This is a genomic window from Paenibacillus lactis (assembly GCF_017873605.1).
Classification (GTDB): domain Bacteria; phylum Bacillota; class Bacilli; order Paenibacillales; family Paenibacillaceae; genus Paenibacillus_AQ; species Paenibacillus_AQ lactis.
In genome coordinates this window covers 1-25,308 of the sequence record NZ_JAGGKI010000026.1, presented here as the reverse complement: position 1 = coordinate 25,308, position 25,308 = coordinate 1, and the positions used below count along the sequence as shown (strand labels likewise).

General features: G+C 51.4%; 30 protein-coding genes, 1 rRNA gene and 1 riboswitch. Of the genes, 3 read left to right on the top strand and 28 right to left on the bottom strand.

Translation table 11 applies throughout. The annotated features are described in order from the left end of the window. Positions 1 to 16: 16 nt before the first annotated feature. Complete coding sequence (fin, locus tag J2Z18_RS27655) at positions 17 to 247, bottom strand: anti-sigma-F factor Fin (protein WP_007132873.1); 231 nt, start codon at positions 245 to 247, stop codon at positions 17 to 19. Positions 248 to 323: 76 nt separating this feature from the next. Next, positions 324 to 887 carry an aminoacyl-tRNA hydrolase gene (pth, locus tag J2Z18_RS27650; protein ID WP_028406017.1) on the bottom strand — a complete coding sequence of 188 codons (564 nt, stop codon included), beginning with the start codon at positions 885 to 887 and terminating at the stop codon, positions 324 to 326. 108 nt (positions 888 to 995) lie between these two features. Between pth and J2Z18_RS27645 the strand changes: the two genes are divergently transcribed. Continuing rightward, positions 996 to 1,196, top strand: a complete 201-nt coding sequence (locus J2Z18_RS27645; protein ID WP_007132871.1) for a hypothetical protein — start codon at positions 996 to 998, stop codon at positions 1,194 to 1,196. A 154-nt stretch (positions 1,197 to 1,350) separates the two neighbouring features. On the opposite strand, the gene J2Z18_RS27640 is transcribed toward J2Z18_RS27645, so the two are convergent. From J2Z18_RS27640 to J2Z18_RS27580, 13 genes are all read right to left on the bottom strand, one after another. After that, positions 1,351 to 2,304 (bottom strand): ribose-phosphate diphosphokinase, encoded by a 954-nt coding sequence (locus J2Z18_RS27640; protein ID WP_007132870.1) that lies wholly within the window; start codon positions 2,302 to 2,304, stop codon positions 1,351 to 1,353. An 80-nt stretch (positions 2,305 to 2,384) separates the two neighbouring features. Continuing rightward, positions 2,385 to 3,779, bottom strand: coding sequence for a bifunctional UDP-N-acetylglucosamine diphosphorylase/glucosamine-1-phosphate N-acetyltransferase GlmU (gene glmU, locus J2Z18_RS27635; RefSeq protein WP_007132869.1), 1,395 nt, complete (start codon positions 3,777 to 3,779; stop codon positions 2,385 to 2,387). A 110-nt stretch (positions 3,780 to 3,889) separates the two neighbouring features. After that, on the bottom strand, positions 3,890 to 4,174 hold the full coding sequence (gene spoVG, locus J2Z18_RS27630; RefSeq protein WP_006207419.1) for a septation regulator SpoVG: 285 nt from the start codon (positions 4,172 to 4,174) through the stop codon (positions 3,890 to 3,892). A gap of 184 nt (positions 4,175 to 4,358) precedes the next feature. Then, on the bottom strand, positions 4,359 to 5,186 hold the full coding sequence (purR, locus tag J2Z18_RS27625; protein WP_007132868.1) for a pur operon repressor: 828 nt from the start codon (positions 5,184 to 5,186) through the stop codon (positions 4,359 to 4,361). 101 nt (positions 5,187 to 5,287) lie between these two features. Further along, positions 5,288 to 6,151, bottom strand: a complete 864-nt coding sequence (gene ispE, locus J2Z18_RS27620) for a 4-(cytidine 5'-diphospho)-2-C-methyl-D-erythritol kinase (RefSeq protein WP_007132867.1) — start codon at positions 6,149 to 6,151, stop codon at positions 5,288 to 5,290. A gap of 183 nt (positions 6,152 to 6,334) precedes the next feature. After that, complete coding sequence (locus J2Z18_RS27615) at positions 6,335 to 6,517, bottom strand: small, acid-soluble spore protein, alpha/beta type (protein ID WP_210095653.1); 183 nt, start codon at positions 6,515 to 6,517, stop codon at positions 6,335 to 6,337. A 347-nt stretch (positions 6,518 to 6,864) separates the two neighbouring features. Next, positions 6,865 to 7,140 (bottom strand): biofilm formation stimulator Veg, encoded by a 276-nt coding sequence (gene veg, locus J2Z18_RS27610; protein ID WP_007132865.1) that lies wholly within the window; start codon positions 7,138 to 7,140, stop codon positions 6,865 to 6,867. Between the two features lie 305 nt (positions 7,141 to 7,445). After that, complete coding sequence (gene yabG, locus J2Z18_RS27605) at positions 7,446 to 8,342, bottom strand: sporulation peptidase YabG (protein WP_007132864.1); 897 nt, start codon at positions 8,340 to 8,342, stop codon at positions 7,446 to 7,448. A gap of 147 nt (positions 8,343 to 8,489) precedes the next feature. After that, on the bottom strand, positions 8,490 to 9,374 hold the full coding sequence (rsmA, locus tag J2Z18_RS27600; RefSeq protein ID WP_007132863.1) for a 16S rRNA (adenine(1518)-N(6)/adenine(1519)-N(6))-dimethyltransferase RsmA: 885 nt from the start codon (positions 9,372 to 9,374) through the stop codon (positions 8,490 to 8,492). Position 9,375: 1 nt separating this feature from the next. Then, a complete protein-coding gene (gene rnmV / locus J2Z18_RS27595) occupies positions 9,376 to 9,924 on the bottom strand; it encodes a ribonuclease M5 (protein ID WP_007132862.1) in 549 nt (182 codons plus the stop codon). A gap of 227 nt (positions 9,925 to 10,151) precedes the next feature. Beyond that, entirely contained in the window at positions 10,152 to 11,342 is a 1,191-nt protein-coding gene (locus J2Z18_RS27590) for a resuscitation-promoting factor (protein WP_007132861.1), read from the bottom strand. Between the two features lie 276 nt (positions 11,343 to 11,618). Beyond that, a riboswitch (cyclic di-AMP (ydaO/yuaA leader) is annotated at positions 11,619 to 11,832 on the bottom strand. Between the two features lie 210 nt (positions 11,833 to 12,042). Continuing rightward, positions 12,043 to 12,810 (bottom strand): TatD family hydrolase, encoded by a 768-nt coding sequence (locus J2Z18_RS27585; RefSeq protein WP_007132860.1) that lies wholly within the window; start codon positions 12,808 to 12,810, stop codon positions 12,043 to 12,045. 166 nt (positions 12,811 to 12,976) lie between these two features. Continuing rightward, entirely contained in the window at positions 12,977 to 14,260 is a 1,284-nt protein-coding gene (locus J2Z18_RS27580; RefSeq protein WP_040740330.1) for an HD domain-containing protein, read from the bottom strand. A gap of 321 nt (positions 14,261 to 14,581) precedes the next feature. On the opposite strand from J2Z18_RS27580, the gene J2Z18_RS27575 reads away from it, so the two are divergent. Next, positions 14,582 to 14,836 carry an AbrB/MazE/SpoVT family DNA-binding domain-containing protein gene (locus tag J2Z18_RS27575; RefSeq protein WP_006207408.1) on the top strand — a complete coding sequence of 85 codons (255 nt, stop codon included), beginning with the start codon at positions 14,582 to 14,584 and terminating at the stop codon, positions 14,834 to 14,836. A gap of 287 nt (positions 14,837 to 15,123) precedes the next feature. Here the strand turns inward: J2Z18_RS27575 and rsmI are convergent, their stop codons facing one another. From rsmI to J2Z18_RS27525, 11 genes are all read right to left on the bottom strand, one after another. Further along, complete coding sequence (gene rsmI / locus J2Z18_RS27570; protein WP_007132858.1) at positions 15,124 to 16,014, bottom strand: 16S rRNA (cytidine(1402)-2'-O)-methyltransferase; 891 nt, start codon at positions 16,012 to 16,014, stop codon at positions 15,124 to 15,126. Further along, positions 16,011 to 16,775: a tRNA1(Val) (adenine(37)-N6)-methyltransferase gene (locus J2Z18_RS27565; RefSeq protein WP_007132857.1), complete on the bottom strand. Its 765-nt coding sequence runs from the start codon at positions 16,773 to 16,775 to the stop codon at positions 16,011 to 16,013. The genes rsmI and J2Z18_RS27565 overlap by 4 nt, the downstream gene beginning before the upstream one ends. 174 nt (positions 16,776 to 16,949) lie before the next feature. After that, positions 16,950 to 17,321, bottom strand: coding sequence for a DNA replication initiation control protein YabA (yabA, locus tag J2Z18_RS27560; protein ID WP_040740328.1), 372 nt, complete (start codon positions 17,319 to 17,321; stop codon positions 16,950 to 16,952). A 32-nt stretch (positions 17,322 to 17,353) separates the two neighbouring features. Beyond that, positions 17,354 to 18,154 carry a PSP1 domain-containing protein gene (locus J2Z18_RS27555; RefSeq protein ID WP_007132855.1) on the bottom strand — a complete coding sequence of 267 codons (801 nt, stop codon included), beginning with the start codon at positions 18,152 to 18,154 and terminating at the stop codon, positions 17,354 to 17,356. A gap of 56 nt (positions 18,155 to 18,210) precedes the next feature. Next, entirely contained in the window at positions 18,211 to 19,197 is a 987-nt protein-coding gene (gene holB / locus J2Z18_RS27550; protein ID WP_040740326.1) for a DNA polymerase III subunit delta', read from the bottom strand. A gap of 204 nt (positions 19,198 to 19,401) precedes the next feature. Continuing rightward, complete coding sequence (locus J2Z18_RS27545) at positions 19,402 to 19,845, bottom strand: YaaR family protein (RefSeq protein WP_007132853.1); 444 nt, start codon at positions 19,843 to 19,845, stop codon at positions 19,402 to 19,404. Between the two features lie 91 nt (positions 19,846 to 19,936). Next, positions 19,937 to 20,059, bottom strand: coding sequence for a hypothetical protein (locus tag J2Z18_RS30855; RefSeq protein WP_260985997.1), 123 nt, complete (start codon positions 20,057 to 20,059; stop codon positions 19,937 to 19,939). 273 nt (positions 20,060 to 20,332) lie between these two features. Continuing rightward, positions 20,333 to 20,662 (bottom strand): cyclic di-AMP receptor DarA, encoded by a 330-nt coding sequence (gene darA / locus J2Z18_RS27540; protein ID WP_006207400.1) that lies wholly within the window; start codon positions 20,660 to 20,662, stop codon positions 20,333 to 20,335. A gap of 62 nt (positions 20,663 to 20,724) precedes the next feature. After that, positions 20,725 to 21,369 carry a dTMP kinase gene (gene tmk, locus J2Z18_RS27535; protein ID WP_028406031.1) on the bottom strand — a complete coding sequence of 215 codons (645 nt, stop codon included), beginning with the start codon at positions 21,367 to 21,369 and terminating at the stop codon, positions 20,725 to 20,727. A 66-nt stretch (positions 21,370 to 21,435) separates the two neighbouring features. Next, positions 21,436 to 23,166, bottom strand: a complete 1,731-nt coding sequence (locus J2Z18_RS27530) for an aminotransferase class I/II-fold pyridoxal phosphate-dependent enzyme (RefSeq protein ID WP_007132851.1) — start codon at positions 23,164 to 23,166, stop codon at positions 21,436 to 21,438. A 146-nt stretch (positions 23,167 to 23,312) separates the two neighbouring features. Beyond that, positions 23,313 to 23,498: a sigma factor G inhibitor Gin gene (locus J2Z18_RS27525; RefSeq protein ID WP_007132850.1), complete on the bottom strand. Its 186-nt coding sequence runs from the start codon at positions 23,496 to 23,498 to the stop codon at positions 23,313 to 23,315. A gap of 233 nt (positions 23,499 to 23,731) precedes the next feature. Between J2Z18_RS27525 and J2Z18_RS27520 the strand changes: the two genes are divergently transcribed. Continuing rightward, the gene (locus J2Z18_RS27520; RefSeq protein ID WP_007132849.1) at positions 23,732 to 24,253 is read left to right on the top strand and encodes a hypothetical protein; all 522 of its coding nucleotides are present in this window, start codon (positions 23,732 to 23,734) and stop codon (positions 24,251 to 24,253) included. A gap of 159 nt (positions 24,254 to 24,412) precedes the next feature. Here J2Z18_RS27520 and J2Z18_RS27515 read toward each other — a convergent pair whose 3' ends face one another. Together J2Z18_RS27515 and rrf are read right to left on the bottom strand one after the other, a co-directional pair. Then, entirely contained in the window at positions 24,413 to 24,850 is a 438-nt protein-coding gene (locus tag J2Z18_RS27515) for a hypothetical protein (protein WP_007132848.1), read from the bottom strand. Positions 24,851 to 25,216: 366 nt separating this feature from the next. Continuing rightward, positions 25,217 to 25,308: ribosomal RNA gene (gene rrf / locus J2Z18_RS27510) — 5S ribosomal RNA — on the bottom strand; the annotation flags it as partial.

Below are 25,308 nucleotides of genomic sequence, written 5' to 3'. Positions count from 1 at the left end.
GTACCCCATTATACGCTCATTGAAGGGGATTTGCCAAAAGACTCAGCTCCGGATGGGCCTCAAGCGCCTCCCTGCAGTGGTCGCAGGTGACCTTAACCATCACGTCGCCGTTCAAATCATACGCTATTATATCCTTGCGCTCCTCAGGGGTCAAGGAATCGAATCCGAGCTTTTCTTCCGTTATGACGCTCGAATCGATCCGGCCCTGAAAGGCTCGACAATGTCTGCAAACGTAGGTTATCGCCATCATATGCCTCCTGAAGGTCGTATATACCCTTCAGTATGCCCGGAAATCTCCCGTTTCAGACTATGATTCTGCGTGGCTATGCGTTATTGAATTTCGCCATGGTCTGCTCAAAGGTGTGATCCAGGCTGAACTCCAGTGCATCGCAGGTCATGTCCACCATGCTCTGCAGCTGCTCCCGTTCGCCCTTTGGAAATGCCCCAAGCACATAATCCACGATGGCGTAACCCGGCTCCGGTCTCGAGATGCCCATCCGGATGCGGTTAAAGGTTTGGGTCCCGGTATGCTGAATGATGGACTTGATGCCGTTATGCCCGCCCGCGCTCCCTTGATACCGGAGACGGATCCTCCCAACGGCTGTATCGAGATCATCGTAGACAACAATCATATCTTCGAGCGGCGCCTTATAATAATCCATATAGGCCCGCACCGCTTCGCCTGACAGATTCATAAAGGTCATCGGCTTGATCAGCACCGTTTTGGTACCGCCGATCATGCCCTCGGCAATGACCGATTTGCATTTGCTCTGGTTGAATTTCATGCCATGGCGCTCTGCCAGAGCATCCAGTGCCATAAACCCGACGTTATGGCGTGTTTTCTCATAAGCTGGACCGGGATTTCCCAATCCGACAATCCATTTCATCGCAGTTAATTCCTTTCACGATTAGTACTTTCTTCTTAACCTGTATTTCGAGTACAATATGAACAAAACCTATTGGTATTTATGCCCTCATAAGAAGGTGAATCGGTTTTGAGAGATTATGAACAGAAATTGACGCATCACAGCCATTTTCAATACCATATGAAGCATGGCATCCCCGTTCAAGTCTACGAGCTCGGGTGTCATGTCGACGTAGGCCTGATCACCGCCGTCGACGCTTATTTTGTCGAGCTGGAGGGAACGGTCTATAACCGCAATACGTTTACCTTTATTTCAAGACCTGGATATTGATGACACCTGCCATGAACTTGGGGGTAAATCCTTTAGAACATCGCATTTTGAAAACGGTTACTTTCCCGCTATGCGTAATATCCATGAGGTCAGGATAGCAGGCAAGGGCTACATTTCCTGCAAGCAGAAGATGTAACCCTTACGGCCAGGTTTGTTATTCTATTTCAAACAATTTACTGATGGATAATTCCTCGTGTACCCGGATAATCGCTTCTCCCATGAGCGGAGCAACAGACAGCACGGTCAGCTTGCTGCTCGGATTCGGATGTGTGATTGGAATGGTGTCGGTCACAACGACTTCCTTCAGCGGCGAGTTTTCCAAGCGTTCATGGGCAGGACCGGACAGCACCGGATGCGTACAGCAAGCATACACTTCCTTCACGCCGCCTTCCATCAGCGCATTGGCGCCGAGTACGATCGTGCCGGCAGTATCGATGATATCGTCGATCAGAATCGCGGTCTTGCCTTCGATATGTCCGATGATGTTCATCACTTCGCTGACGTTCGGCTCCGGCCGCCGCTTATCGATAATAGCCAGCGGGGCGTTCAGGAAATCAGCAAGCTTCCTTGCGCGTACGACGCCGCCATGGTCCGGGGACACGACGACAGGATTCTCGATTTGCTTCGAACGGAAATATTGGGCAAGGATCGGAACACCGAGCAAATGATCCACCGGAATATCGAAAAATCCCTGGATCTGCATCGCATGCAGGTCCATCGTAATGACGCGGTGAGCGCCGGCTTTCTCAATCAGGTTCGCCACCAACTTGGCGGTGATCGGATCACGCGAACGAGCCTTGCGGTCTTGACGGGCATATCCGTAATACGGGATGACCACGTTGATGCTCTTTGCCGATGCCCGCTTGAGCGCATCCACCATAACCAGCAGCTCCATCAAGTTATCATTCACCGGAAGGCATGTGGACTGCACAACGTAGACATGGCAGCCCCGCACGCTTTCGGAGAGCTTCACTTGAATTTCGCCGTCGCTAAAGCTGGTCGTAAGCGATTCTCCCATCGGAATGCCGATATAGTCGGCAATTTGATGGGCGAGCTTTGGATTGGAATTACACGTAAATATTTTTAATTTAGAATCAAGATAAGTCATAGAATAAAAACCCTCCGTGCTGGTTCGTTGAATTAGGCTATCCGATCACCGCTTCACGTCAATTTTAGGAAGCCGGCGTATTACGATTCCCTGTTCTTCTTGGCTTTAGCGCGCGCCCGGATCTTCTCCGCATAACCCGGCTTGTTCTCCTGACGCTGTCTTGCGATGGCCAGATCATTCTCGTCAACCGACTGGGTAATGGTCGAGCCGGCAACCACAAACGCGCCTTTGCCGACTTTGACCGGCGCAATCAAATTGACATTGCTGCCGATAAATGCGTCGTCCTCGATTTCGGTAACGGACTTATTATAACCATCATAGTTGACCGTAATCGCACCGCAGCCGATATTGACGTTTTTCCCGACCTTGGCGTCGCCGACATAGCTAAGATGCGACACTTTCGAGCCATTGTCGATCGTTGCATTCTTCACCTCGACAAAGTCGCCAACCTTCACGTCCTCACCGAGCTTGGCCCCCGGACGAAGATAAGCAAACGGGCCTACCGATGTGCGTGCTCCGACTTCTGCCTTGCTCAGCACCGATTGCTTGACGCTGGCACCGTCCGCGATGACAGAATCCTCAATATCCGAATTCGGTCCGATTACGCAGTTCTCCCCAATGACGGTATTGCCCTTCAGCACCGTTCCCGGATACAGCACCGTATCCGCTCCGATGGTCACATCTGCACCGATATACGTCGACGCCGGATCGATGATCGTAACCCCGTTCAGCATATGCATACGGTTAATGCGCTCCCGCATGAAGCCTTCGGCTTCGGAGAGGGCCAGGCGGTCATTGACGCCGATCGACTCCGCGTAATCATCGGTCTGATAAGCAAGCACGGTTTCGCCGGCTTCCTTCAGGATGCCGATGCAATCGGTCAGATAATATTCCTGCTGCGCGTTCTGGTTCGTCACTTTTTCCAGTGCAGCAAATAGCTTTTTATTATCAAAACAATAGGTACCGGTATTAATCTCAGTGACCGCATCCTCTGCAGGGCTGCAGTCCTTCTGCTCCACGATCCGCTGCACGCTGTCATCTCCGCCGCGGATGACCCGGCCGTAGCCCTTCGGGTTATCCATATGCGCCGTCAATACCGTTGCTGCCGCATTATTACTTTCATGCAGTTTCAGCAAATTTTCCAGGGTGCTTGACGTCACAAGCGGAGTGTCCCCGCAAATCACGATCGTCGAGCCTTCTTCCCCGCCAAGAAGATCCTTGGCTTGCTTCACAGCGTGGCCCGTCCCGAGCTGCTGCTCCTGTAAAACATATTCCGCTGCGTCCTGCAGGTACGTGCGAACGGCTTCAGCGCCATGTCCAACCACCACAACGCTGCGCTCACAGTTCACCTGCTGTACTGTCTGCAGTACATGTCCTACCATCGGCTTGCCACAAACAGGATGCAGCACTTTATATAGTTTGGATTTCATACGTTTGCCCTGCCCAGCGGCGAGCACAATAGCAAATCTTTTCAAGGGCCATGCCTCCTCCTCTTGAACTCACTACTGAATATATCTCATTCTACAAAAAAAGAAAAGAGAGCCACAAATATGGCTCTCTTTTCCTTGAACCCCAATTGTAAATCTTAAGCGCCTTCTTCAATCACTTCTTCTTCTGTAGCCGCACGCTCATACTCGGCCAGGACAGCCGATTGAATCTTCTCGCGGGTACCCGAAGAAATGGGATGGGCAATATCGCGGAATTCTCCGTCCGGAGTGCGTTTGCTCGGCATTGCGACAAACATTCCATTGTTTCCGTCGATGACGCGAATGTCGTGAACGACAAATTCATTATCGATGGTAATGGATGCGATTGCCTTCATTCTCCCCTCAGAGTTAACACGGCGGAGTCTGACATCCGTAATTTGCATATGTGTTCACCACCTTTTTCCATCAGAGACTTGGGTAGTATAATTCCACACAGCAAACACGAAATCCTTCTTTTTTGTCCTATAAAATGTCCTAAAATCAGGAATTTTTTTAGAATGTGATATTTTCGACAGACTTCGTGCCCATTCGGATGGAAACGCTATTATATCGACAAAAAATGCAATGTTATTTCTCGAAATAATTTCCAGGATTCACGGTAATCATTTTGGTTTTGGCATCCACGTCGCTCAATCGGGCTAGCGATATATAGTCCTGAAGAAGCCTCTCCTCGTTCTCTACTGCCCCTGACTCCACCAATACGCCCACACCTGCGACTTCGGCATTAAATTCTCCAAGCAAGTCGACCATTCCCTGAATGGTGCCTCCGGCCTTCATGAAATCATCCACGATAAGGACGCGGGAGCGCTCCTTGAGTGCCCGGCGGGACAGCGACATCGTATGGATGCTTTTATGGGAGCCGGATACATAGTTGATGCTTACGGCCGATCCTTCCGTTACTTGATGGTCCCGGCGGACTAGTACGACCGGCAGGTTAAGCTGTGCCGCGGTCGCATAAGCGAGCGGAATGCCCTTCGTTTCAACGGTCATCACCACGTCGATCTCCCGGTCGGAGAACGCGGTGGCAATAATTTTGCCCGCTTCGTTCATAAGCGATGGCTGACCGAGCAGATCGGACATGTAGAGATAGCCTCCCGGCAGAATCCGGTCGGACTGCTGCAGCTGCCTGCACAGCTCCTCGGCAAAAGCGAGGGCGTGGTCTCTGCGCAGCTTCGGAATGTATCGTACGCCTCCTGCGGCGCCGGCGAGCGTCTGGAGCTCTCCAAGCCCCTCGTTCTCAAATACGTCCTTAATGATCGCCAAGTCCTCGCTAATGGACGACTTGGCCGCACTATAACGCTCGGCGAACGTCGTCAAGGGAATCAACGTATGCGGTTCAGATAGTAAATATTGGGTCATATCGACCAATCGTTCGCTTCGTTTTAATTTTTTCACTGGGATTCCTCGCTAAATCCGAATATTATATGTTAAATATAACATCTTTGTACGTATTTATACAACTCAGATTGAAATTCTTCCCCGAAGCCGTGTCCATTTTATGCATTTCCGGTTAGCAGACGGACCGCATAAACCTCTTTGCAGAATCCCCGAAGGCCGTTATAAATGCGGGCGACTTTAGACTCCCTGGATACCAGACCGAAGACCGTCGGGCCGCTGCCGGACATTAGCGCGCCATCCGCGCCCAGCTTCAGCATGCCTTCCTTCAGCTGCTGAACCTCCGGATGCATCTTCAAGGTAACCTCCTCCAGCACGTTTCCGAGCTCTTTGCACATCTGGTGGAAGCTGCCCTGCTCGAGCGCTCCGATCATCCGCTCCGCCGACGGGTGCGCCTGGATTTGATCACTGCGCAGTCGTCCGTATACCTCTGCCGTCGATACGTTGATCGGCGGCTTCGCCACGATTACCCAGCACTGAGGCGGACTCGGGATCGGCTTCAGCACCTCGCCTCGCCCGGTAGCCAGGGCGGTTCCGCCGCTCACGCAGAAGGGCACATCGGAGCCGAGCTCAGCTCCAAGCTTAAGCAGCTCCTCTTTCGGGATATTCAACCCCCAGAGGCGGTTTAGTCCCCGCAAGGTCGCCGCCGCATCGCTGCTGCCTCCTGCCAGTCCCGCTGCTACCGGAATTTTTTTGTCAAGGTGGATATGTACACCTTTCCGCACGTCGTAGCGCTCTTTAATGAGTCTTGCTGCCTGAAAGGCCAAATTCTTCTCGTCCAGAGGGATGTAACCCGCCTGGGACGTTATGATGATGGTGTCCCGCTTCTGCTCCGACATTTCGAGCCGGTCGGCAAGGTCAATCATGGTCATGACCATTTCCACCTCATGGAACCCATCCGGGCGCTTATGGAGCACATCCAGCATCAGGTTGATTTTGGCCGGTGCTTTTTCGTATATTTTCAAGAACGTTCACCTATCCTTAGCTTTTCCCTATGCATGAACTTACCATATCCAGAGAAAAACTTCTATTGCCTCTATCTTAACAAACTCGGGCTTCGAAGTCATGGACCCGGTTTACGCCTTCCGATCTGAACAGAGAGCCCTCCGTCACCGGAGGGCTGCTTGCCGCATTCACTTACGAACAGATTAGAGATCGGATTTCTTGGCAGCCCGCTCCGCAAGCTCAATCGCGCGTTTTACCATATTGCCGGCGTCCTTCGCGCGAATGCCGCCCCAGCCTTCCTTCTCCACCGTATCGTAGAATCCAAGCTCTTTTGCCAATTCAGTCTTGAGCTGCTCTGACATGATACTGTGTCTTCTCCGGCCCATCCTAAACGCCTCCTTGGATGATTTCGTGATCATAACGGCAGTGACGAGCGCATCCTCAGCGAGCAAGCCTCGGTCCACCGGACATCTTCGAATCAGCTCGCATTATCCCTCTGCCCAGGCACCGGAAGTTTGTTCGCTGCAGAAGATCCGCTCCCGGTTAGTATGCGTACCCGGATCTCCTCTCATTCCAGGCTGTCGATGGCATCCTCTCCTGATTATGCGAAAGCCGGGCGGCAAAAGGGCCTGTCTCGGCCCCCATGATCCCTGCTTGACCCGGAACCCTCCAGGGAAAACAAAAACAGCCTCCGCTAACGAAGGCTGTTCTCTCGTGACATATCGTCATGTCGTTATGACTTGATATAGGTGATTCGCATCTGGTTGTCATCGCCGGTCACCATGATTTCCACGGTTTCGGTCAGAATATCGGCATAACTGTAAGACACGCGTTTAAAGGTCTGCTGGTCTTGATCCAGCTTAACAATGAAAACAGAAGGGTACGTTTCTTCCAAAACACCAGTACGCTCGACGGTCTTACGGCGGCCACCGTTAGCCCGAAGCGTAATTTTTTGCCCTAAATGGGCATCGAGACTGCGTTTGATTTCCAACAGCGCATTTTTAGCCATTGTCGACGACCACCTCTTTCCTTGTCCATTATACCGAACTTCCAGCATTTTGTCAAATCAAAAACATTAATTATATCAGCATCAAAAATACGTTGTCAATGTATTTTTTTCAGCCCGGCAAATCTCATTTCCATTTGCATTAATATGCGCTAAATCGACAGGCTTTATGTATTTTATTTGACAATTTTCTTCACTCTAAGGAGTAAAATAAAAAAACCCCGTGCCCGGGGTTTTTTGGGCCTTGTATTCGGTTCTTCATCATCCTTGCGTCTTCGCATTCGAATGCCTCGCCGGCAAAGCACCGCTTAGCTGACGGAAGGCGTTACTTTCAATGTCGACAAATCCTGGAGGCTCGGCAGGCCGATCCGGTAGCTGCCCCTGGTCTCAATTCCGCCTACGCCTTGACTGCCGCTGATTGTATGGTGGATTACATCATTGAGGTTGACCGTTTCCCGAACCGACGTATAGGCGGTCTTGGCGGCCACATAGACCGGGTCTAGGGCATGGATGAGAATTCTGCCCGGCGAGCTCGCAAAATTGGCTCCTGCCTGCAGCAGCGCTTCAAAATGCGACTGGCACGCTCCGGCCACGATAGCCAAGGTATCCAGGTTTCGCTCATATTGCCGGGCCACCTGGATCGCCGATACGAAGTTATGCGAATTTTTGTAGCTGTCCAGACTGTATAAATCATACGGCTGTCTTCGCTTAAGAACCCCGTCATGACCTGTAATCACGACGATATCGGGTCGAACCCGCGGAAGGAGCCGATACAACGTATCGGCCATCGCCGATTCATTCACATAATGGCCTTCCGCAGGGACCCGAAGCTGGTTATAAAGCGCCATGCTCTTCTTCAGATACTGGGGATCCCCGTCCAGATGCAGGACCTTGCCCGGAACGTCGAAATATCCTTTAGCAGCCTGCGGGCCGCCGTTATTCCTAAGGCTCTTCAGCTGCCGCTCACTTTCTTCCTGTCGGCGCTTCTGCAGGCTCTCCAGCGTCTCATTCGCCTTAATCTGTGCCTGCTTCGTTCGCTCGCTTACGGCGGGATGCGGTACCTGGATCAGGTCATCGGCGGGAGCGTCGGCCAGCAGCCGGAATTCCGTGCCTTTGATGACGATAAGATTATGCCGCAATCCTTCTACCCGGAACGTTACATCGCCGCCGTAGGATTTACGAACGACCAAGTCTCCCAAGTTCATCACAACATCACCCCTACCCTATGGTATGGGCTAATGGAGCCATTGGTTCGTCATGGCGGCAATTTTCCCTCAGGCGGCTTGCCTTGACCAGAGCAGTGTCTGATTGGATATCCTAAAGCCATGACCAGACCACACTTCGTTCCGTTCCTAACGAATCCCCGCCTCATACAGGACATTGCTCAGCCGTGCGTACTCCTCGATGCTGAGCGTCTCTCCCCTGCGCTTCGGATCGAGCCCCGCTTCCTCCAGGAGCTGCTCCAGCCGCTCGCGTCCTTCTTCGGCGAAGAACCGGCTCTTCAGGTTGTTGGCAATCGTCTTTCGCCGCTGGGCGAATGAGGCTTGAACCACCTCGAAGAAAAAGGACTCATCCTCAACCGAAACCGGAGGCTCCTCCCTTACCGCGAGCCGAATGACGGCCGATTCCACATTGGGCTGCGGGATGAACACGGTATGCGGAACGATGCAGACGAGCTTCGGCTCGCTGTAGTATTGAACTGCAATGCTGAGGCTTCCGTAATCCTTACTTCCCGGCGAAGCGGCCATCCGCTCGGCGACCTCTTTCTGAATCATGACTACAATATTCTCCAGCGGCAGCTTCTCTTCCAGCAGCTTCATCAGTATAGGGGTCGTCACGTAATACGGCAGATTGGCGACAACGCTTACCTTCCCCACCTCCGCGAAATCCTGACGGAACAGCTCGTGCAGATCCACCTTAAGGACATCTCCATGATGAACTTTAACGTTATCGTAAGGCTCCAGCACTTCCTTAAGAATCGGAATCAGGCGCTGATCGATCTCTACTGCGGTAACGGCTCCGGCCATCTGGGCAAGCTTCTCTGTTAACGCCCCGATGCCGGGACCGATCTCAAGTGCACCTTTCTCTTTATCAAGGCCGGCCGCCTCCACAATCTTGCCCAAAATATTCTGGTCGATCAGAAAATTCTGTCCCAGGCTCTTCTTAAAGGAAAAGCCATGGCGGGCAATGATCTCCTTCGTGCGTCTAGGTGTCGATATATCTTCCATCCGGTTCATATCAGCTTTGGCCTCCCTCTTCCAGCTGCGCAAGCGCCGCCAGAAACTCTTCACGCGATATTTGAAACATCGCCATACGCTTATGGAACTGCTTGGAGTTGCAATACCCGATACCCAGGACATTCCCCATGAACATTCTCCGGGCTGCAGCCTCCGGATGAGCCGTCAGCCCCGCATCGATCATATCCTCCAGGCTGATCTGACTCTCCGCCCCCTGAAATGAGGTGTGGACGCGATCCAGGGCATGCCGTATAGCCTCCGGAGATGCGTTCTCGACTCCGATATCGCCCTTGCGCGTCGCATCCGCTTCCGGTATGAAGGCGTGCTTGCAGCCGGGGACATGACGGTCGATGATCTTGCGAATCCGTTCCCCTGCATGATCGGGGTCTGTCAGGATAATAACCCCCCTGCGCTCCTTCGCGAGGGCAATACGGCGTAGCGTATGCTTATTAATAGCAGAGCCGCCGGTCTCGATCGTGTCGGCATCCACCGCACGCTTGATCGCTACCGTATCGTCCCTGCCTTCAACCACAATCACTTCTCGGATCATAACGTTCTCTCTTCCTTCCCAAAAGGACACATACCGCCTGTCCGACCGTTCTCCTTGAATCGGCATCGGCTGAAACCATGCAGCGTATTTTTTACATGAGGGCCCCAAAATGCGGCCAATACGCCGCAAAACAAAAGAAGAGGAGTTTCTCCTCTTCTTCATTATGATCTATTATAAGCTAAATTCGTTAGCATTAGAATGGCAATGTCATTAGAAAATGGGATTCATTAGTTCAAATCAGGCTTTACGGGACCGATCACATAAACGGTGCGCCCCGATTTCCGGCCAAAGTTCATGGCCGCTTTCAGCGAATCGTAATACACATCAATTTTATGTCCCTTAATCGCTCCGCCGGTATCCTCTGCACGGCGGAAGCCAATGCCTTCGATGTACACCCACCAGCCGATCGGAATGATGCTCGGATCAACCGCAATCGTCCGGCCCTCGGTAACCCGTGTTCCGGAAGCCGTGCGGGTTCCGATTCCCTCCTGCTCAGCGGAATATGCGGTCATTGAAACATTATTCAGCACTTTCTGGTATTTGAAATCGACACCCGCTCTGGAGATGACGTTATTCTCCGTCGCTTTGGCGGTGGATACCTTTCTAGTGCCCGTAAGCTTCGCTGGGGCAGACTTCACATTTGGAGTCGCTGCCGCTTGAAGCACGACAGGCTTCTCTACCTTCTTCGTGCCTACGGCAATAATTTTGTCCTTCGTCTTACGCTCGACCTCTTGCGAGACCTTCGTCTTGGATACGAGCTTGCCGTTATGGTACACCTTCTCGTAGTGATGAACGAGAACGCCCGGCTCGCCCCGCTGAATGACACGGTTATCACCGCGCTCCAGCGACGGATCCGCAGTCTTGATGACGCGGAACTCACGGTTCTCCTTCTCCGATACGGTCTGCTTCGTAACCCGAACGATTTGAATGTCCATATCACTGGTAAGCTTGGTGTCCTGTGACGGCTTTACTATATCTTCACCCTTGATCGTAATGCCAGCTTCTTTGAGTACACTATCGACCGTGTCCTGGGTCGTGAATATGGTTTTGGTGGTGCCCCCTACTGTTACTTTAACTGGGATTGCACGGTCAATGATAATCCGGTCCCCATCCTGGATCGTCCCGTTTAAAGGCATCGAGACCTGATCCTGCGGATTCAGCGTGATCGCTTGCTCATCCAGCAATTCCTGAAGCAACGATCCTCTGGTTTCTACCGTGGTTACGCGGCCATCGACCACAATTTGAACTTGCTTGCCCGATTGATCATGGATAACCAGCGATACGAGAAGTGATACCGTAACAGCCCCCATGGCGCCGAGCATCATCAATTGACGCAAATTCTCATGCTTCCATCGCAATGCGTAAGACATGCTGGATGATTGTGATTCATGGGTTTCTTCAGGTTGAAAAATGCCCACTATTCCATCCTCCTTCATAGTCCCGCCGTCTTAGGTAACGCATGAATGCCTTTGACGTGACTATAGCAGTTATTCTCGCAAGGCGTGCTGCTATCTATCTAACGCCCTGCGTCAATCCCCGTCTTCCCGTTCACCACTAGGAATCACCTCCTGTTTACCAACAGTATGACGACACCTTCTCCAATATTCAAAAATAAAAGAAGCCAGCGTGAAAGAGTACTAGAGGCTCTAACGTGGCTTCCTGATGATTGAAATCATGGAAATGGTATGCACGAGAATTCCCCTCTTACTTCGCTTACGGAGTTAGCTGTCGGGTTCGGACGTAAGAGAGACGCCCTAGATCCGGTCGCCCGCTCATGGCGAGGACCTTCACATTCACCCCAAAGACCCGATAAAGAAATCATATACGGCTCGTGCACGACAGTTTACCATGCACGGCAGTATCGGTTCCCCCGTTCCCCAGACTTCGGAGATTAAGCGAGACGGTTCATGAAATATGATCGCTGAAGTTTCAGCTTGCAAACTTGCAGCTTCTTATCACTGAAAAGATGATATCCTGTTTCCATGCAGGTTGTAAAGGAACAATCAAGCACATTTTTTGATGTAAATGGTTAAAAAATTGTAAAACAATCGTCTTTTCAGGTTAAAAAACTTTAATTAATCGCAATTCCTCACTATTTCATCGCTTTTGCTCCCGTTTTCACGAAATGCCAAATCGTTCCAGGGCATTTTTAGTGGTAATTTGGACCAGTTCATCGAAGGACATGCCTCGAATTTCGGCTGCCGTCTCGGCCACCAATTTCACATAAGCGGACTCATTTCGCTTCCCTCGGAAGGGGTGTGGTGTCAGGTAAGGCGAGTCCGTTTCAATGAGCAGACGATCGAGCGGAACCTTGGCCAGAACCTCCTTCGGCTGCTTGGCGTTTTTGAACGTAATCGGCCCGCCGAACGAAATATGAAAGCCCATATCCAGGCATAACTTGGCCGTTTCCCAGCTGCCCGAGAACGAATGCATCACGCCGCCAACCTCATGAGCCTTCTCTTCCTTCAAAATCTTCACGATATCCTCATGCGCATCACGGTTATGAATTACAATCGGCATATGGAGCTCCCGGGCCAGTCCGATTTGGCTGCGAAGCACCCGGTGCTGCACCTCCTTCGGAGACGTATCCCAATGATAATCGAGGCCGATCTCTCCGATCGCAACGACTTTCTCATGACTGCAGAGCGAAGCGATCCATTCCAGGTCGCCCTCCTCCATCGTGATCGCATCCACGGGATGCCAGCCTACCGCCGCATATATAAAATCATACGTCTCCGCCAATTTCATCGTGGTCGGAATCGTTTCGCGATTAAATCCGATATTGATCATCCGGCTAACACCGGCTTCAAGCGCCCGGGCAATCGTCTCGTCCCGGTCCTCGTCGAATTGGGGAGCATCCAGATGGGTGTGTGTGTCGAACAGCATGTTCTCTCCCACTCCTTTCTTGTCGATCCTTGATCGTATCTTATCCAGCACAATCTTTATCATTCCGTTCTATGGTTGTCCATTATCAATGCCTCGTGCGTCCGGCCTTGAACCAGGTCCATCCATGATCCAAGCCCATGGTCCATCGAATTTAACAGACTCATCCCTACCTGCGAAATAAATCCGCAACTTCGGCCGGCATCCGGTCAAGCAGCGGCTCTACCCTCTCCTCCGGGTAATATAGATAATTCCGGCCCTTATGGATCCCGCTAATGGAGCGCACGATATCGGACACCTCGGAAATTTCCCGAAGCTGGTCATGCCGGTCCAGCAGCAGAATTTGCTTCTCGTTCAGCGGCATGCCCGAATGAAACTTATCATAAGGAAGATCGGTCGGAAAATCAATCTCCACATCATATGCGGGATCAAGACCCACCTCCCGAAACGCCTGGCGGATGGCGTCGATTGTCTCCGGATTGCCGGTGTCGATTTCTATATATTTATAGAGCTTCCGATGGATGAATCGGCCGCATAATTCGCTAAGGAGCTGGTCTTGCTCGGCCGTCCATTGCAGAAACGCCGTTTGAATGAGCGCCTCATCCAGCCGCAGATACTGCTGAACGGTCAAGCGGCCTTCGAACAGAGCCGGCAGCGGTTCGATCATGAACTGAAACGCATACCCTGCTTCATAGAGCTCCTTCGCCCGGCGGAAAATCTGGCGCAGTATGATTTCCGAGCTTCTTGTTACCGGGTGGAAATACACCTGCCAGTACATTTGATATCTGGACATGAGATAATCCTCTACGGCATGCATCCCCGATTCCTTCACAACGATCCGGTCCCGGTGCGGCCGCAGCATCCGCAGAATCCGGTCGATGTCGATCGTCCCGTAATTGACGCCGGTGTAATAGGCATCGCGCAGCAAATAATCCATTCGGTCCGCATCCAGCGGACTCGTCACCAGATTCATCACGATCGGTTTGTCATACGTCTTGCGGATGACGGAAGCGACCCGCTCCGGGAAGTCCTCCCCCAGCTCCAGGAGCACCTTGTTCACGCACGTATCGCCAAGCAAGATCCGGCATGTCCAATCCTCGTGGTTCATCTGAAACGCCTCTTCTATAGAATGGGAAAATGGTCCGTGCCCGAGATCATGCAAGAGCGCTGCACATAGGGCCACTTGTCTCTCTTCCGCAGGCCAATCGGAGTATCCTTTTCGCTCGAATTGCGAGATGATTCTTCTTGTAATTTCATAGACGCCCAAGGAATGGGAGAATCGGCTGTGCTCTGCGCCATGAAACGTCAGATAGGACGTGCCCAGCTGCCTGACCCGGCGCAGCCGCTGAAATTCCGGCGTGTCGATTAACCGCCAGATAATATCATCCTGTACATGAATATAATTATGAACCGGATCTTTAAACACTTTTTCCTCTGAGATTGGCAGGCGCATCATAAATCACTCCTTAAGTCATAAATTTAGGACTTGGACTATTTTCACTTCTTTTGACATCTAATGTCGAACAATGTCGAATTAGGTAATTTGGCGCTTCCAAATCGACATATTGAAAAGTGAAGCGTTTTTTGGTTCAAAAATGGTAACTTCGTTGTAGGACAGCGGTTTATTTCACTATATTTTCGTAAATAGGTTCCGAAATCTCAAAAATATAGGTTGACTGTTTTGGGAATCGTTGGTACTATAAATAACATAAAAAATAGAACTATGTCGAATTATGACTTTTTTAAATTATGGCGAGAGGGGCATTAATAAGTTATGATGAAATCAACAGGAATTGTAAGGAAAGTCGATGAGCTTGGACGGGTCGTTATTCCAATCGAACTGCGCCGTACACTCGGCATTGGCGAGAAGGACGCTCTTGAAATTTATGTGGACGGTGAACGCATCATGCTGAAGAAGTATGAGCCTGCGTGCATCTTCTGCGGCAATGCTGAGAACGTTACGTACTTCAAAGGTAAAATCGTTTGCCATGAATGTATCTCGGAAATCCCTACACCTGTGACAAATTAAAGATATTAGTATATAATAGGTACACAATCACATTTTGTTAATTCTAACCTTTTTCATATCTCCTTGGTGCCTTCCTCGGCTATGAACCCGGCCGCAGGAAGGTCTTTTTTTATGCGCAATTTCCCGCGGTCGGCATAACGCTATGTAAATCCTCACCGCGATCATGAGGAAATGATATTGTTCGTCAGAGACGGCCTAGTTCAGATTAAATGTGCCCCGTACCAGTTGTTGACTTCGGCAGGCTGCGGGGACCACCTCTTAATCACTTGCGCAGCAGGCTACTAAAATTAATCCCCCAGCAGCGCATTATAGATATCCCGCTTCGATACGCCGCGGTCTGCCGCTGTTTTCTTCATGGCCTCCTTACGGCTCAATCCCTCCTGCTCATATCTGCCGACATGCTCCTCTAAGGAAAGCTCCTGCCACCAGGCATTCAGCTCCATCCGCTCATCCTCGGGGTTTCTGCCCTCCACCACAACGCAGTACTCGCCAAGAGGCGGATGCTCCTCAAGCCAAGATAGGCATGCTTCCACGGTTCCACGGGCAAATTCCTCATAGCGCTTGGTGAGCTCCCGGGCCAGCGTAATCTTTCGATCCCCCAGAACCTCCTTCATTAGCTCTAAGGTCTTCTTGATGCGATGCGGAGATTCATAGAAGATCAGCGTTCCCTGGGCCGATTGCAGCGCGTTTAACTGTGCCACAATGTCTTTGCGTTCCCTGGGCAAAAATCCGATAAACGTAAACCGTTCGGTTGGCAGGCCCGATGCGATTAACGCCGATAACGCGGCATTTGCTCCGGGAACGGGAATGACCGATATTCCGGCTTCAATCGCCAGTGCCACGAGGTCGGCGCCAGGGTCGGAAATCGCCGGCAGACCGGCATCGCTCACGAGCGCTACATTTTTTCCTTCTATTATATATCGTATAATTTCAGGGCCGCTTGCCGCCTTATTATGCTCATGATAACTAAACAATGGCTTGGATGGAATTTCAAAATGCGTAAGCAGTTTCCTGCTCTGTCTTGTATCCTCCGCCGCAATGATATCGCATTCCTTAAGAACGCGTACCGCCCGGTAGGTCATATCCTCCAAATTGCCGATCGGGGTTGCAACCAAAAATAACGATCCGGTGCTCCCTGCACCTGGCGATTCAAAGCTTCGCTGCAATGATATCCTCATGCTTGATCATCCTCATTCGTTCCATAATATATGTCCATAAATTCGGCGCAGTATTTCCCCTGCTCGTCATAAACGATGAGCGGCGGCCGTAGGCGAACCTCGGGCTTCCCGTCCCGTATGCCCTCGATCAGCACCATATTGGCTTCCAGATGGGCACGGGGGTGAACAAAACGGATCACCTTCGGCTCAATCCGGTATTTACTCATAAGCGTTATAATCTCGGCCAGTCGCAGCGGCTTGTGCACCATGCTCATTTTCCCGCCTTGACGAAGCAGCCTGGAGCAGGAAGCAATCACTTCCTCCAGCGTACAATGAATCTCATGTCTGGCAATGGCTTGATGCGGATTCAGCTTGATGTCGCTGCCGTTCATCGGCATATATGGAGGATTCACCGTGATCACGTCGTATGCGCCATATCCCGTCTCCTTGTATAGCTCTCTCAAGTCGCCTTCCCGGATCGTGATTTGGTGCTCAAGATCATTCATATAGACGCTTCGTCTTGCCATATCGGCCAGTCTCGGCTGTATTTCGATCCCTTCGATCGGTGCGCCTGTCCGTGTGGACAAGAGAATAGGAATCACTCCATTCCCGGTGCACATATCAAGAATCTTCCCTCTCCGCGGGATGCTGGCAAACCGTGCGAGCAGCACCGCATCCATAGAGAAGCTGAACACCTCCTCGCTTTGGATGATTCCGAGCTCATGCGTCAGCAGATCATCAATCCGCTCGGATGGATGTAAATGTACGTCCTTCAATTTCATAGTTTCAACCCTTTGGCTTGATAGTTAGGGGCACGTGTCGGGATTGAGACTCCGATCCCTTCGTGCTCATAATTTTATTTCGCTGTGTTCACCAAATGCAAGGAGCCTGAGGATCCCTTACAGTATAACCTTCAAATGCTAGAAAAAAACCGTAGGCAATATCCCTACGGCTTCTTATTTATTCAAAAATGACAAGCAGAACAGGCAATCCCCTTCCGTACGCAAATGTCCATAGTACACATTGCAGATGTGAAAGCCTTCGTGATAGAGACGGGCCAGGTTGTCGTATCCTTCCCCGACCACATCTTCCTCCTGATCCTCCTGCTCGGCACGAGGCTGAGGCATCGAGGCTACCGGGTGTTCCAATTCCGCCGGATTGACTTCCCTTTTTAATATTTTCCGGAGCTGTTCATTTTCAAGACTGAGGCGATGGTTCTCTTCCAGCAGTTCCTTGATGACCAGCTTGAGTCCACCCAGTTCACTGTGTATATGTCCCATCTGTGTTTCCAACTCTTGAATGAGCACAAAAATGTTTTTCTTCTCCAAGTCTACACCCCGAAAATAAACATTCTATTGGACTATTTAATGACCACGTCGTCCATCGGCAGTTCCTTGACCTTCCCGATTTCAAACAGCTGAACATGCACCGTCCGCTTATCCGCATTGATACCGACAACCTTGCCTTCTCCAAGCGAGGTCACGACCAGCTTCCCAACGGATGGAAGCTCCTCTTTCACGCTTTCATAATTATCATGCTCAAATTTCAGGCAGCACATCAATCTTCCGCATAGCCCGGAAATCTTGGTCGGATTGAGCGATAAGCTCTGATCCTTCGCCATCTTAATGGATACCGGCTCAAAATCACCAAGCCATGAGGAACAGCACAGTACGCGACCGCAAGGTCCAAGGCCGCCCAGCATTTTGGCTTCGTCCCGGACTCCGATCTGACGAAGCTCGATTCGGGTCCGGAAGATGCTGGCCAGGTCCTTCACCAGCTCTCGGAAATCCACGCGGCCTTCGGCCGTGAAGTAGAAAATGATTTTGTTCCGGTCGAAAGTAAATTCTACATCGACCAGCTTCATTTTCAGTCCGTGGTCCCGAATTTTATTTAAACAGGTGGTGAATGCATCCTTCGCAGCCTGCTTGTTCTCCTCAACCACACGGGCATCCGAGTCGCCGGCGATGCGAATGACCTTCTTCAGTGGAAGAACAACGTCAGCTTCACCTACCTCCTTCTTTCCTATCACAACTTGACCATACTCAATCCCCCGGGCCGTCTCCACAATGACGGATTGCTCCTTCTCTACGGGTAGATCCAGCGGATCGAAGTAATATATTTTGCCCGCTTTCTTAAAGCGGACACCCACTACACTGTACAAAAATAAACCCCCTTGTGCCTGTACATATTGGCCATCCTTCGGGCCTGGGGGTGTGCTCACGCCGGAGTGTTACCGCCCAAACCCATCAATAGCTGCTCTACACAGAGCTGTCCATTGACATTATAGCGTAACTTCTTCTGACACTCTGCGGCCAAATCCATATAGGACACCCACTGTGCTGTGCTGCGGGCTGACGCATGACCAGAGATATACTCCGCCTGATCTATGAAAACGAGAGACTCTTTCCTTCCGTACAGAACATGAATCATGTCCTTAAACCATAAATGAAACAAACTGAACAGAACGTCCAGATGATCGGAGAGTTCGGTTTTGAACACTTTCTGGCTCGCGGTAATCATCGCGGGGCCGGTTCGGTTCAAAGACTCCTTCCCTAATTGTAACACTACGTTTCTAATTTCTGCAAACCAATTCTCATTCAATATTTTCCTGCATCCGTCAAGTCCTGAAGCCAGGTGAACGGCACAGCGCACGAGGGCTGCCGGATATCCTTCCCCTACCAGCGCCTGCTCCATCATCTGCGGAGAAAGCGAGCGGAACGGCACCGTCTGGACCCTCGATTGAATGGTCGGCAGCAGCGCTTGTCCATTCTCCGCAATAAGGATGGCTACCGCAGGCGATTGCGGCTCCTCCAGAAATTTGAGAAGGCTGTTGGCAGCCTGGGTCGTCATTTTCTCCGCATGGTCGATAATGTACACCTTCGGATTGCGGTTCTCGGAGCGGTATGAGAAGATGCGCTGCAATTCGCGGATCTGATCGATCTTGATGCTGGCGCCATCCGGCTCAATCATCGTCAAATCCGGGTGGTTGCCGTGCTCGACCTTCCGGCATTCCAGACATTGTCCGCAGGCATCATCCTCAAGCTCCGTACAAAACAATGCCTTGGCAAACACAAGCGCCGTCTGCAGCTGTCCGGCGCCAGCCGGCCCGCTGAACAGATAGGCATGGCTGACCGCGTGCTTGCGCAGAGCGTTTTGCAGCAGCTGCTTGGCCGCCTCCTGGCCTATAATATGATTAAAAGACATAAGTCCTCTCTTTCCTGCTTCATTCACTTCGTTCTCTATCATCTTATGAACCTGCTGCATAAATAAAATCTAATAACAAAGCCATAATGCCATAATGCTAAATAACCATTAAACCTATGAACCAAAAAGATCATCAAGCCTACGAACTTAAAAAGTTGGCCCAGGGGCATCCCAATCCCATGCGGACAAATGCTCCTTAAGCCGTTAAAATACGAGATTAATCAGCATACCGCGGATTTCCCCGACCTTATTCAGCAGATCGATCCTTCCCTGCTCGGTATCCAGTAGTTCATCGGCCATCTCAAGCAGCGCCGAATCGATCTCATCGATCACATTATATCGCTTGCCGCGTCCCCGCCGGTCCCAGCCTCGGGTTTCCTTCATTTTCACCCCGCGCCGGACCGTCTCCTCCAGGAAACGCCGAACCATCAATTTATACGCTTTAAGCTCCCGAACGGTCATCGATTTGGCTAATCGGTCACCCTGGAGCGCAATCTCACGCATTTGGCGGCTCAGCTCCTCATGCGTAGCCCGTTCCCCTTGCTGCTGCATCATATCCGAGAACGATCGCTGCTGGACCGGTCTGCTGCTGTTATCGGGGGCAGGAATTCCACTATTCAAGGGCCGAAAGCCCGGATTGATCTTCATCCGAATACACCGCCTTTAGATTTGAAGCCCCCGTTGCAAACGGAGGCGCCGTAGGAAACTCTATTCATGCATGCTTGCCCCGGCATGCATTTTAATCGCAAATGAGACGCTTCGGGTCGGCCATTCCCATGCTTCGCCATAAGAACCAACCTGCCCCCTGCAGCCCCGCTTGCGTCATGCCTTGCTTCATTTCAAGCAGGATCAGCGCCAGCACCTGACGTGAACGTACCTTGAATCGGTCAACTTGTCAAGCCATTTACTTGATTTAACAGGTATCGGGGCGCTGACCGCTTCTATCACAATGAACCCGCCTCTAACAGGCGTCCCTATTCCATTATTCTGCGATTTACGGTAACTATTTTTATTATGATACAGAAGGAATTCAGACTGGCAGCATGGCTGTGCTTCTCCATTTTGTCGGAGACGTTCCCATATCCCAATAAAAACATCCGTTACTTGCAATCCGCAAAATGTCGTGGATCTATTCTTAGAAATGCTCGAATCTTTCTACTGGAAGCACAAACACGGTAGCGCCGCCCACCTGAACCTCGACCGGAAGCGGCAGATACGAGTCGGTCGTGCCACTCATAGGGGTTACCGGTGTGACCAGCTGCTCGCGAACCTTGCAGCTTGTGCGGATGACGCTAAGCACGCTTTCGACCTGTGAATCGTCTACCCCGATCATAAAGGTGGTATTCCCCGCCTTCAAGAAACCGCCCGTGCTCGCAAGCTTCGTGGCCCGGAAATTGGCTTTGACCAATGCGGCGGAAAGACGGTTGCTATCCTTATCCTGCACAATCGCAACAATCAATTTCATGGTAAACCCTCCTTATTAATTTTGGGCATTTTCGCCCTAACACTATTATTTGACAAACAACCTCAAAAATCCTTTAATATCGCGTCTTCTACGTATTTGATCATCTCGCGCTCCACCTGATCCGGCGTTTTGGAAGCATCTACAATTCGGATTCTTTCCTTGTTGTTTTCCGCCACAAGCATATAGCCTTCCCTAACCTTGCCGTGAAATGCCATGCTTTCCATGTCAAGACGGTTCTTTTCCCGCTCGGCATTGGCCTCGATTCTGGACATCCCGATCTCCGGTTCGATATCGAACAGCAGCGTGAGGTCAGGCATTCGGCCTTCAACCGCAAATCGGTTAATGCTCCATACCTCCTCCATGCCGAGGCCGCGGGCATACCCTTGGTAAACCAGGCTGCTGTCGACAAACCGGTCGCACAGTACGGTCACTCCTTCCCTCAGTGCCGGTTCTACCTTCTCCACCAGATGCTGTCGGCGGGCAGCCGCATACAGCAGTGCCTCCGTCCGGGCATCCATGGAAGTATGCTGCGGGTCGAGAATAATGGAGCGGATCTTTTCCGCGATCTCGATCCCCCCGGGCTCCCTGGTAATCAGATAGGGAATCGAGCGACCCTGCATATAAGCGGCCAGCCTGCCCATCATCGTTGTTTTGCCGGACCCATCCCCTCCTTCAAGTGTGATAAATAGTGGTCTGCGATTATTCATAATGATCCTGCTTTCATAAAAAAATATGTTAAGTGGTACATGGGTTGCTTTTCGCGAGGCGGAGGCTCAATCTACTGGGAGAGCCGCCCCCTCCCGTCTAAATACGACGATTGTAGCCAGGGATGAATCTGCGATGCCCTGGCATTTCGCTCCCGCATCTCTTAGTTCGGCCAATCTCCGCGCCATCCCCTCTGTGATGACCTCACCGGGATAGAGGATCGGAATCCCTGGGGGATACGGAATCACCATCTCGGCCGCCGTCCTCCCTGCGCAAAGCTCTACTGGCATCGGCTCGATACGCCCCTCATCCATAGGCTTCAACGAGAAGCGGATCGGATGGGAATACGGAGCTTCCATGTCCCAATTGTTCCACGTGGAAACATTGGATTGGGAGCATACTTCTTGTAACAACAGGTTGTCACTCGTGCCGAGGGCGGCATCGGTCCGGGCGCCCGGCTCATAATGCTTCATGAAATCTCCCCGCCCCTTCAGCATCCGAATCAGCTCTTCCTTGGACTGCGCCGGCTTCCCTTTTGGGGCTTCCCCGGCTATGTGCGGTTTCTTCGAGGACGTCTCCTCTTGCTCTACAATATGCACAAGTGCCCATAAGACGTGATTGCTATCTTCGAGCGTCGAGCCGAGCGTGAACAGCAAGACGACGCGCTGCTCGTCGCTCATCTCCGGCACACAGCCGCGCTCCTCCAGCGCGCGCTGCAGTGCGTAGCCGCTCAGGGCCCCGGTGCGGTCATAAATGACCGCCTTGAACGGGTCCTGGCGGGTATAGGCCGCCGCTTCAGCCTGCGGCGGCGCTTGTCCGCCGGCCGCGGCCGTGCCGGCGGCGGGGCTCCCGGGCTGCGGCGGCTGCAGCAGCCCGAAGCGCGGCAGCTTCGCGAGGCCCCGCCGGAAGGCCTTCACGGCGGCGAGCCCCGCCGTGAATACGCCTGCGCCCTGCGTATGCAGCAGGCGCCGCGCCAGGTCAAGCGATGCCATGATGGGGTAAGAAGGGCTGGAGCTCTGTACCATTGCCAGCCGCTGGCGTAATAGACGCCGGTTAATCCGCTCACCCTGCACATGCAGCATCGCCCCCATCGTCATGGCAGCCAGCATTTTGTGCGTGGATTGAACTACGCCGTCCGCCCCACAGGAGAGCGCACTGGCTGGCAGCTGCGGATGCTGCCCATAGTGAGCGCCATGCGCTTCGTCCACCAGCAGCGGAATCCCATGATCATGGCATAAGTCCGCTAGCGGCGTAATATCGCTTCCCATCCCGTAGTAATTCGGCATCGTGATCAAGGCTGCCTTAGCCCCGGGATAGGCCGCCAGCGCCTTCCTCAGCGTTTCTGGCGAAGGGGCGACGGCAAGCCCGCTAGGCTCGTCCATTCCCGGCTGAAGAAAAACCGCCCGCGCTCCGGCCAGCATCAGACCATGGAGCACCGATTTATGTACGTTCCGCTGCACCAGAATGATATCGCCGGGCTCCTCGCATACCGTCAGAATAAGCGCAACATTTCCGCTCGTGCTGCCTCCGACAAGAAAATAACTCTCCTCCGCACCAAAGCAGTCTGCCGCCAGCTCCTGCGCTTCCCGAATCACCCCATTCGGGTGAAATAAATCGTCTGTCCCGGTAATTTCCGTCACATCGATCTGCATCGCTGCCTGCAGCTTCTCAGCATATTTCGAGTCCAAACCATAGGCTCTGCCGTTCTTATGACCGGGCACATGAAACGATGAGGCTCCACGAAGCCGATATTGTGTTAATGCCTCCATGAGCGGAGCACGATCTTTATGTGTAGTCATCGACATATCCCTTCAGATTCCATTCTCTAACCTATTTTAACGTATATTGAAACCTTCGCCTACGGTTAATGCCCACATTCCCTTATTCCCTTATTCCCTTGCCCAACAAAAAAAGGCCTATCGCTAAGGCCCTATACGCGTTCCTTCTATGCATTCTTAGGCATCGCAATCTGCTTTAACTGCCGGATAAAAAAATGATATTTGGCATCCTCCGCACTGGTATGCACGATTTCCGATTCGCATTCCTCGCAAACGAATTGCGATAAAATCGTAATGCCTTCCGTCTTCGACTGGTTGCATATAATACAGACGCGTTCGGTCAGCTCTTCCATTGCCATCCCACCTTGATCCTTTTACTATTAGTATGACACAGTTTCTATTATTTTAAACCTTTTCATAGGATATCTTTATACGCTTTATGATATGTGTCCCACGAATGCCCGGTGTCTGTACCGCATTTTTTTCGCTTAATAAAAATATGAATTTGTCCGATAAATATCATAAACGCCGATTTTCGGCCGATCTATCGAATGTTGATCTATGAAAAGGGGGACGGCATCGCGCCATGGCAGAACCACACGGTCAAGCCACCTTTTATCAATACCGGCTTATTAAAAAAATCCAAGTATCCAAACCACTGCTCATCCCTTACTTGATTCTGCCCTTAATCGCTGCAGCAGCCGGGATATGGACGTTGTCCCCGTACATCCTGTTGTATTTCTTGATCGCCTTCCCTGTCATCCTATGGATTCAGTATGTCATCGGGCATACCACGCTCCTGCTGCTCGGCCCTGATTACCGAAAACGATGGCGTTTCCGGGTTAAGCTTCCTTGGCTGGGATACACGCCGGAACAGCACATCAGCCGCCGTATATTTAGCAAAGTGCATATATACACGGGATTCGTCGGACTTTCCTTATGTGTCATCATGGCCCTGTGGTTGCCGATTCCGTTTACGGCCTCGCTTGTTTTTTGGCATGTGTGGCTTCTTCTGCCCCGATTCACCATTCTAATGCGGTTCGCTTCCCTGCCGAAGGATGGCATGATCAAGCTGAACGATCAGGACATCGCCTACTACAGGCAATGAACGGGCCCGTATATCATGAAGGGATCGGATCCGCTCGTCCATTCTGTGATTGTCTGAATAGGCCTTCTACGAGAAAAATAAGAGCTGCTCTCAGCCCTAAGCATTTAAGAAATCGCGCATACATAAATAAAGACCTCATTCCGAAGCCGAATGAGGTCTTTATTTATTCGTTTTATTACCTTCCAAGCCTTGAATCACTTGTTTCTTCATTTGAGTGGGAACCGTAATGATCAAATAACCGTCATGAACCGTAAGATGGACGATGTTCTTTCCTTTTTCAAAAACCAAGGAAGAGCCGTTTTCCTCCACTTCCTTCTGCGTCCAGCCCCAGGACTCGATTTCTTTCAAATAGGGCTCCGGAATATTTTCGTCTTCTTTCAAACCAGGAAGAGCATAGCGTACATAGTCCAAGTCGCTATTGCCCGTTGTTTGTTCCGTTTTATTGGCTTCTTTCGGGACGGGGAACGACTTTACATTGGCCGCACCGTCAAAGGACTTCCAGCTTGGTTCTGCGGATGCCCCGCAACCCGATCCGATTAATAAAATCGTACCCGCGCATATGATTTCTGCAACATGCAGGCCTTTTCTACGCAACATGATTGTCCTCCTTTCCTCCACAATAACCGTCTCCAGTTGAGTATTCAAGGTTGCTTGGTTAATGGAGAACCTCCCCAATCAGGCCTTACTACCTATGGCCTGCATAAATCGGTAATGAACTACCCACGAATGACTAATTCTATTATACTGATTTTCTGTAGTGTAACGGTAACAAAATCTTCATCTGTTTATGTCAAAGTAATCGTCATGTTATATAACAGCTTTAAGGGCGTTGACAGCTGGAAGGGGCTGAACAACCGCACGCAGTCTAATGTACTGTTATCACTAACACGCTGGCCAGGATACAGGAATAGGTTCGGTAACAAAAATAAAAACCACCATCGATTACATCGACAGTGGTTTTTCGCTTGGCGGCGTCCTACTCTCCCGGGACCCTTCGGTCCAAGTACCATCGGCGCTGGAAGGCTTAACGGTCGTGTTCGGTATGGGAACGCGTG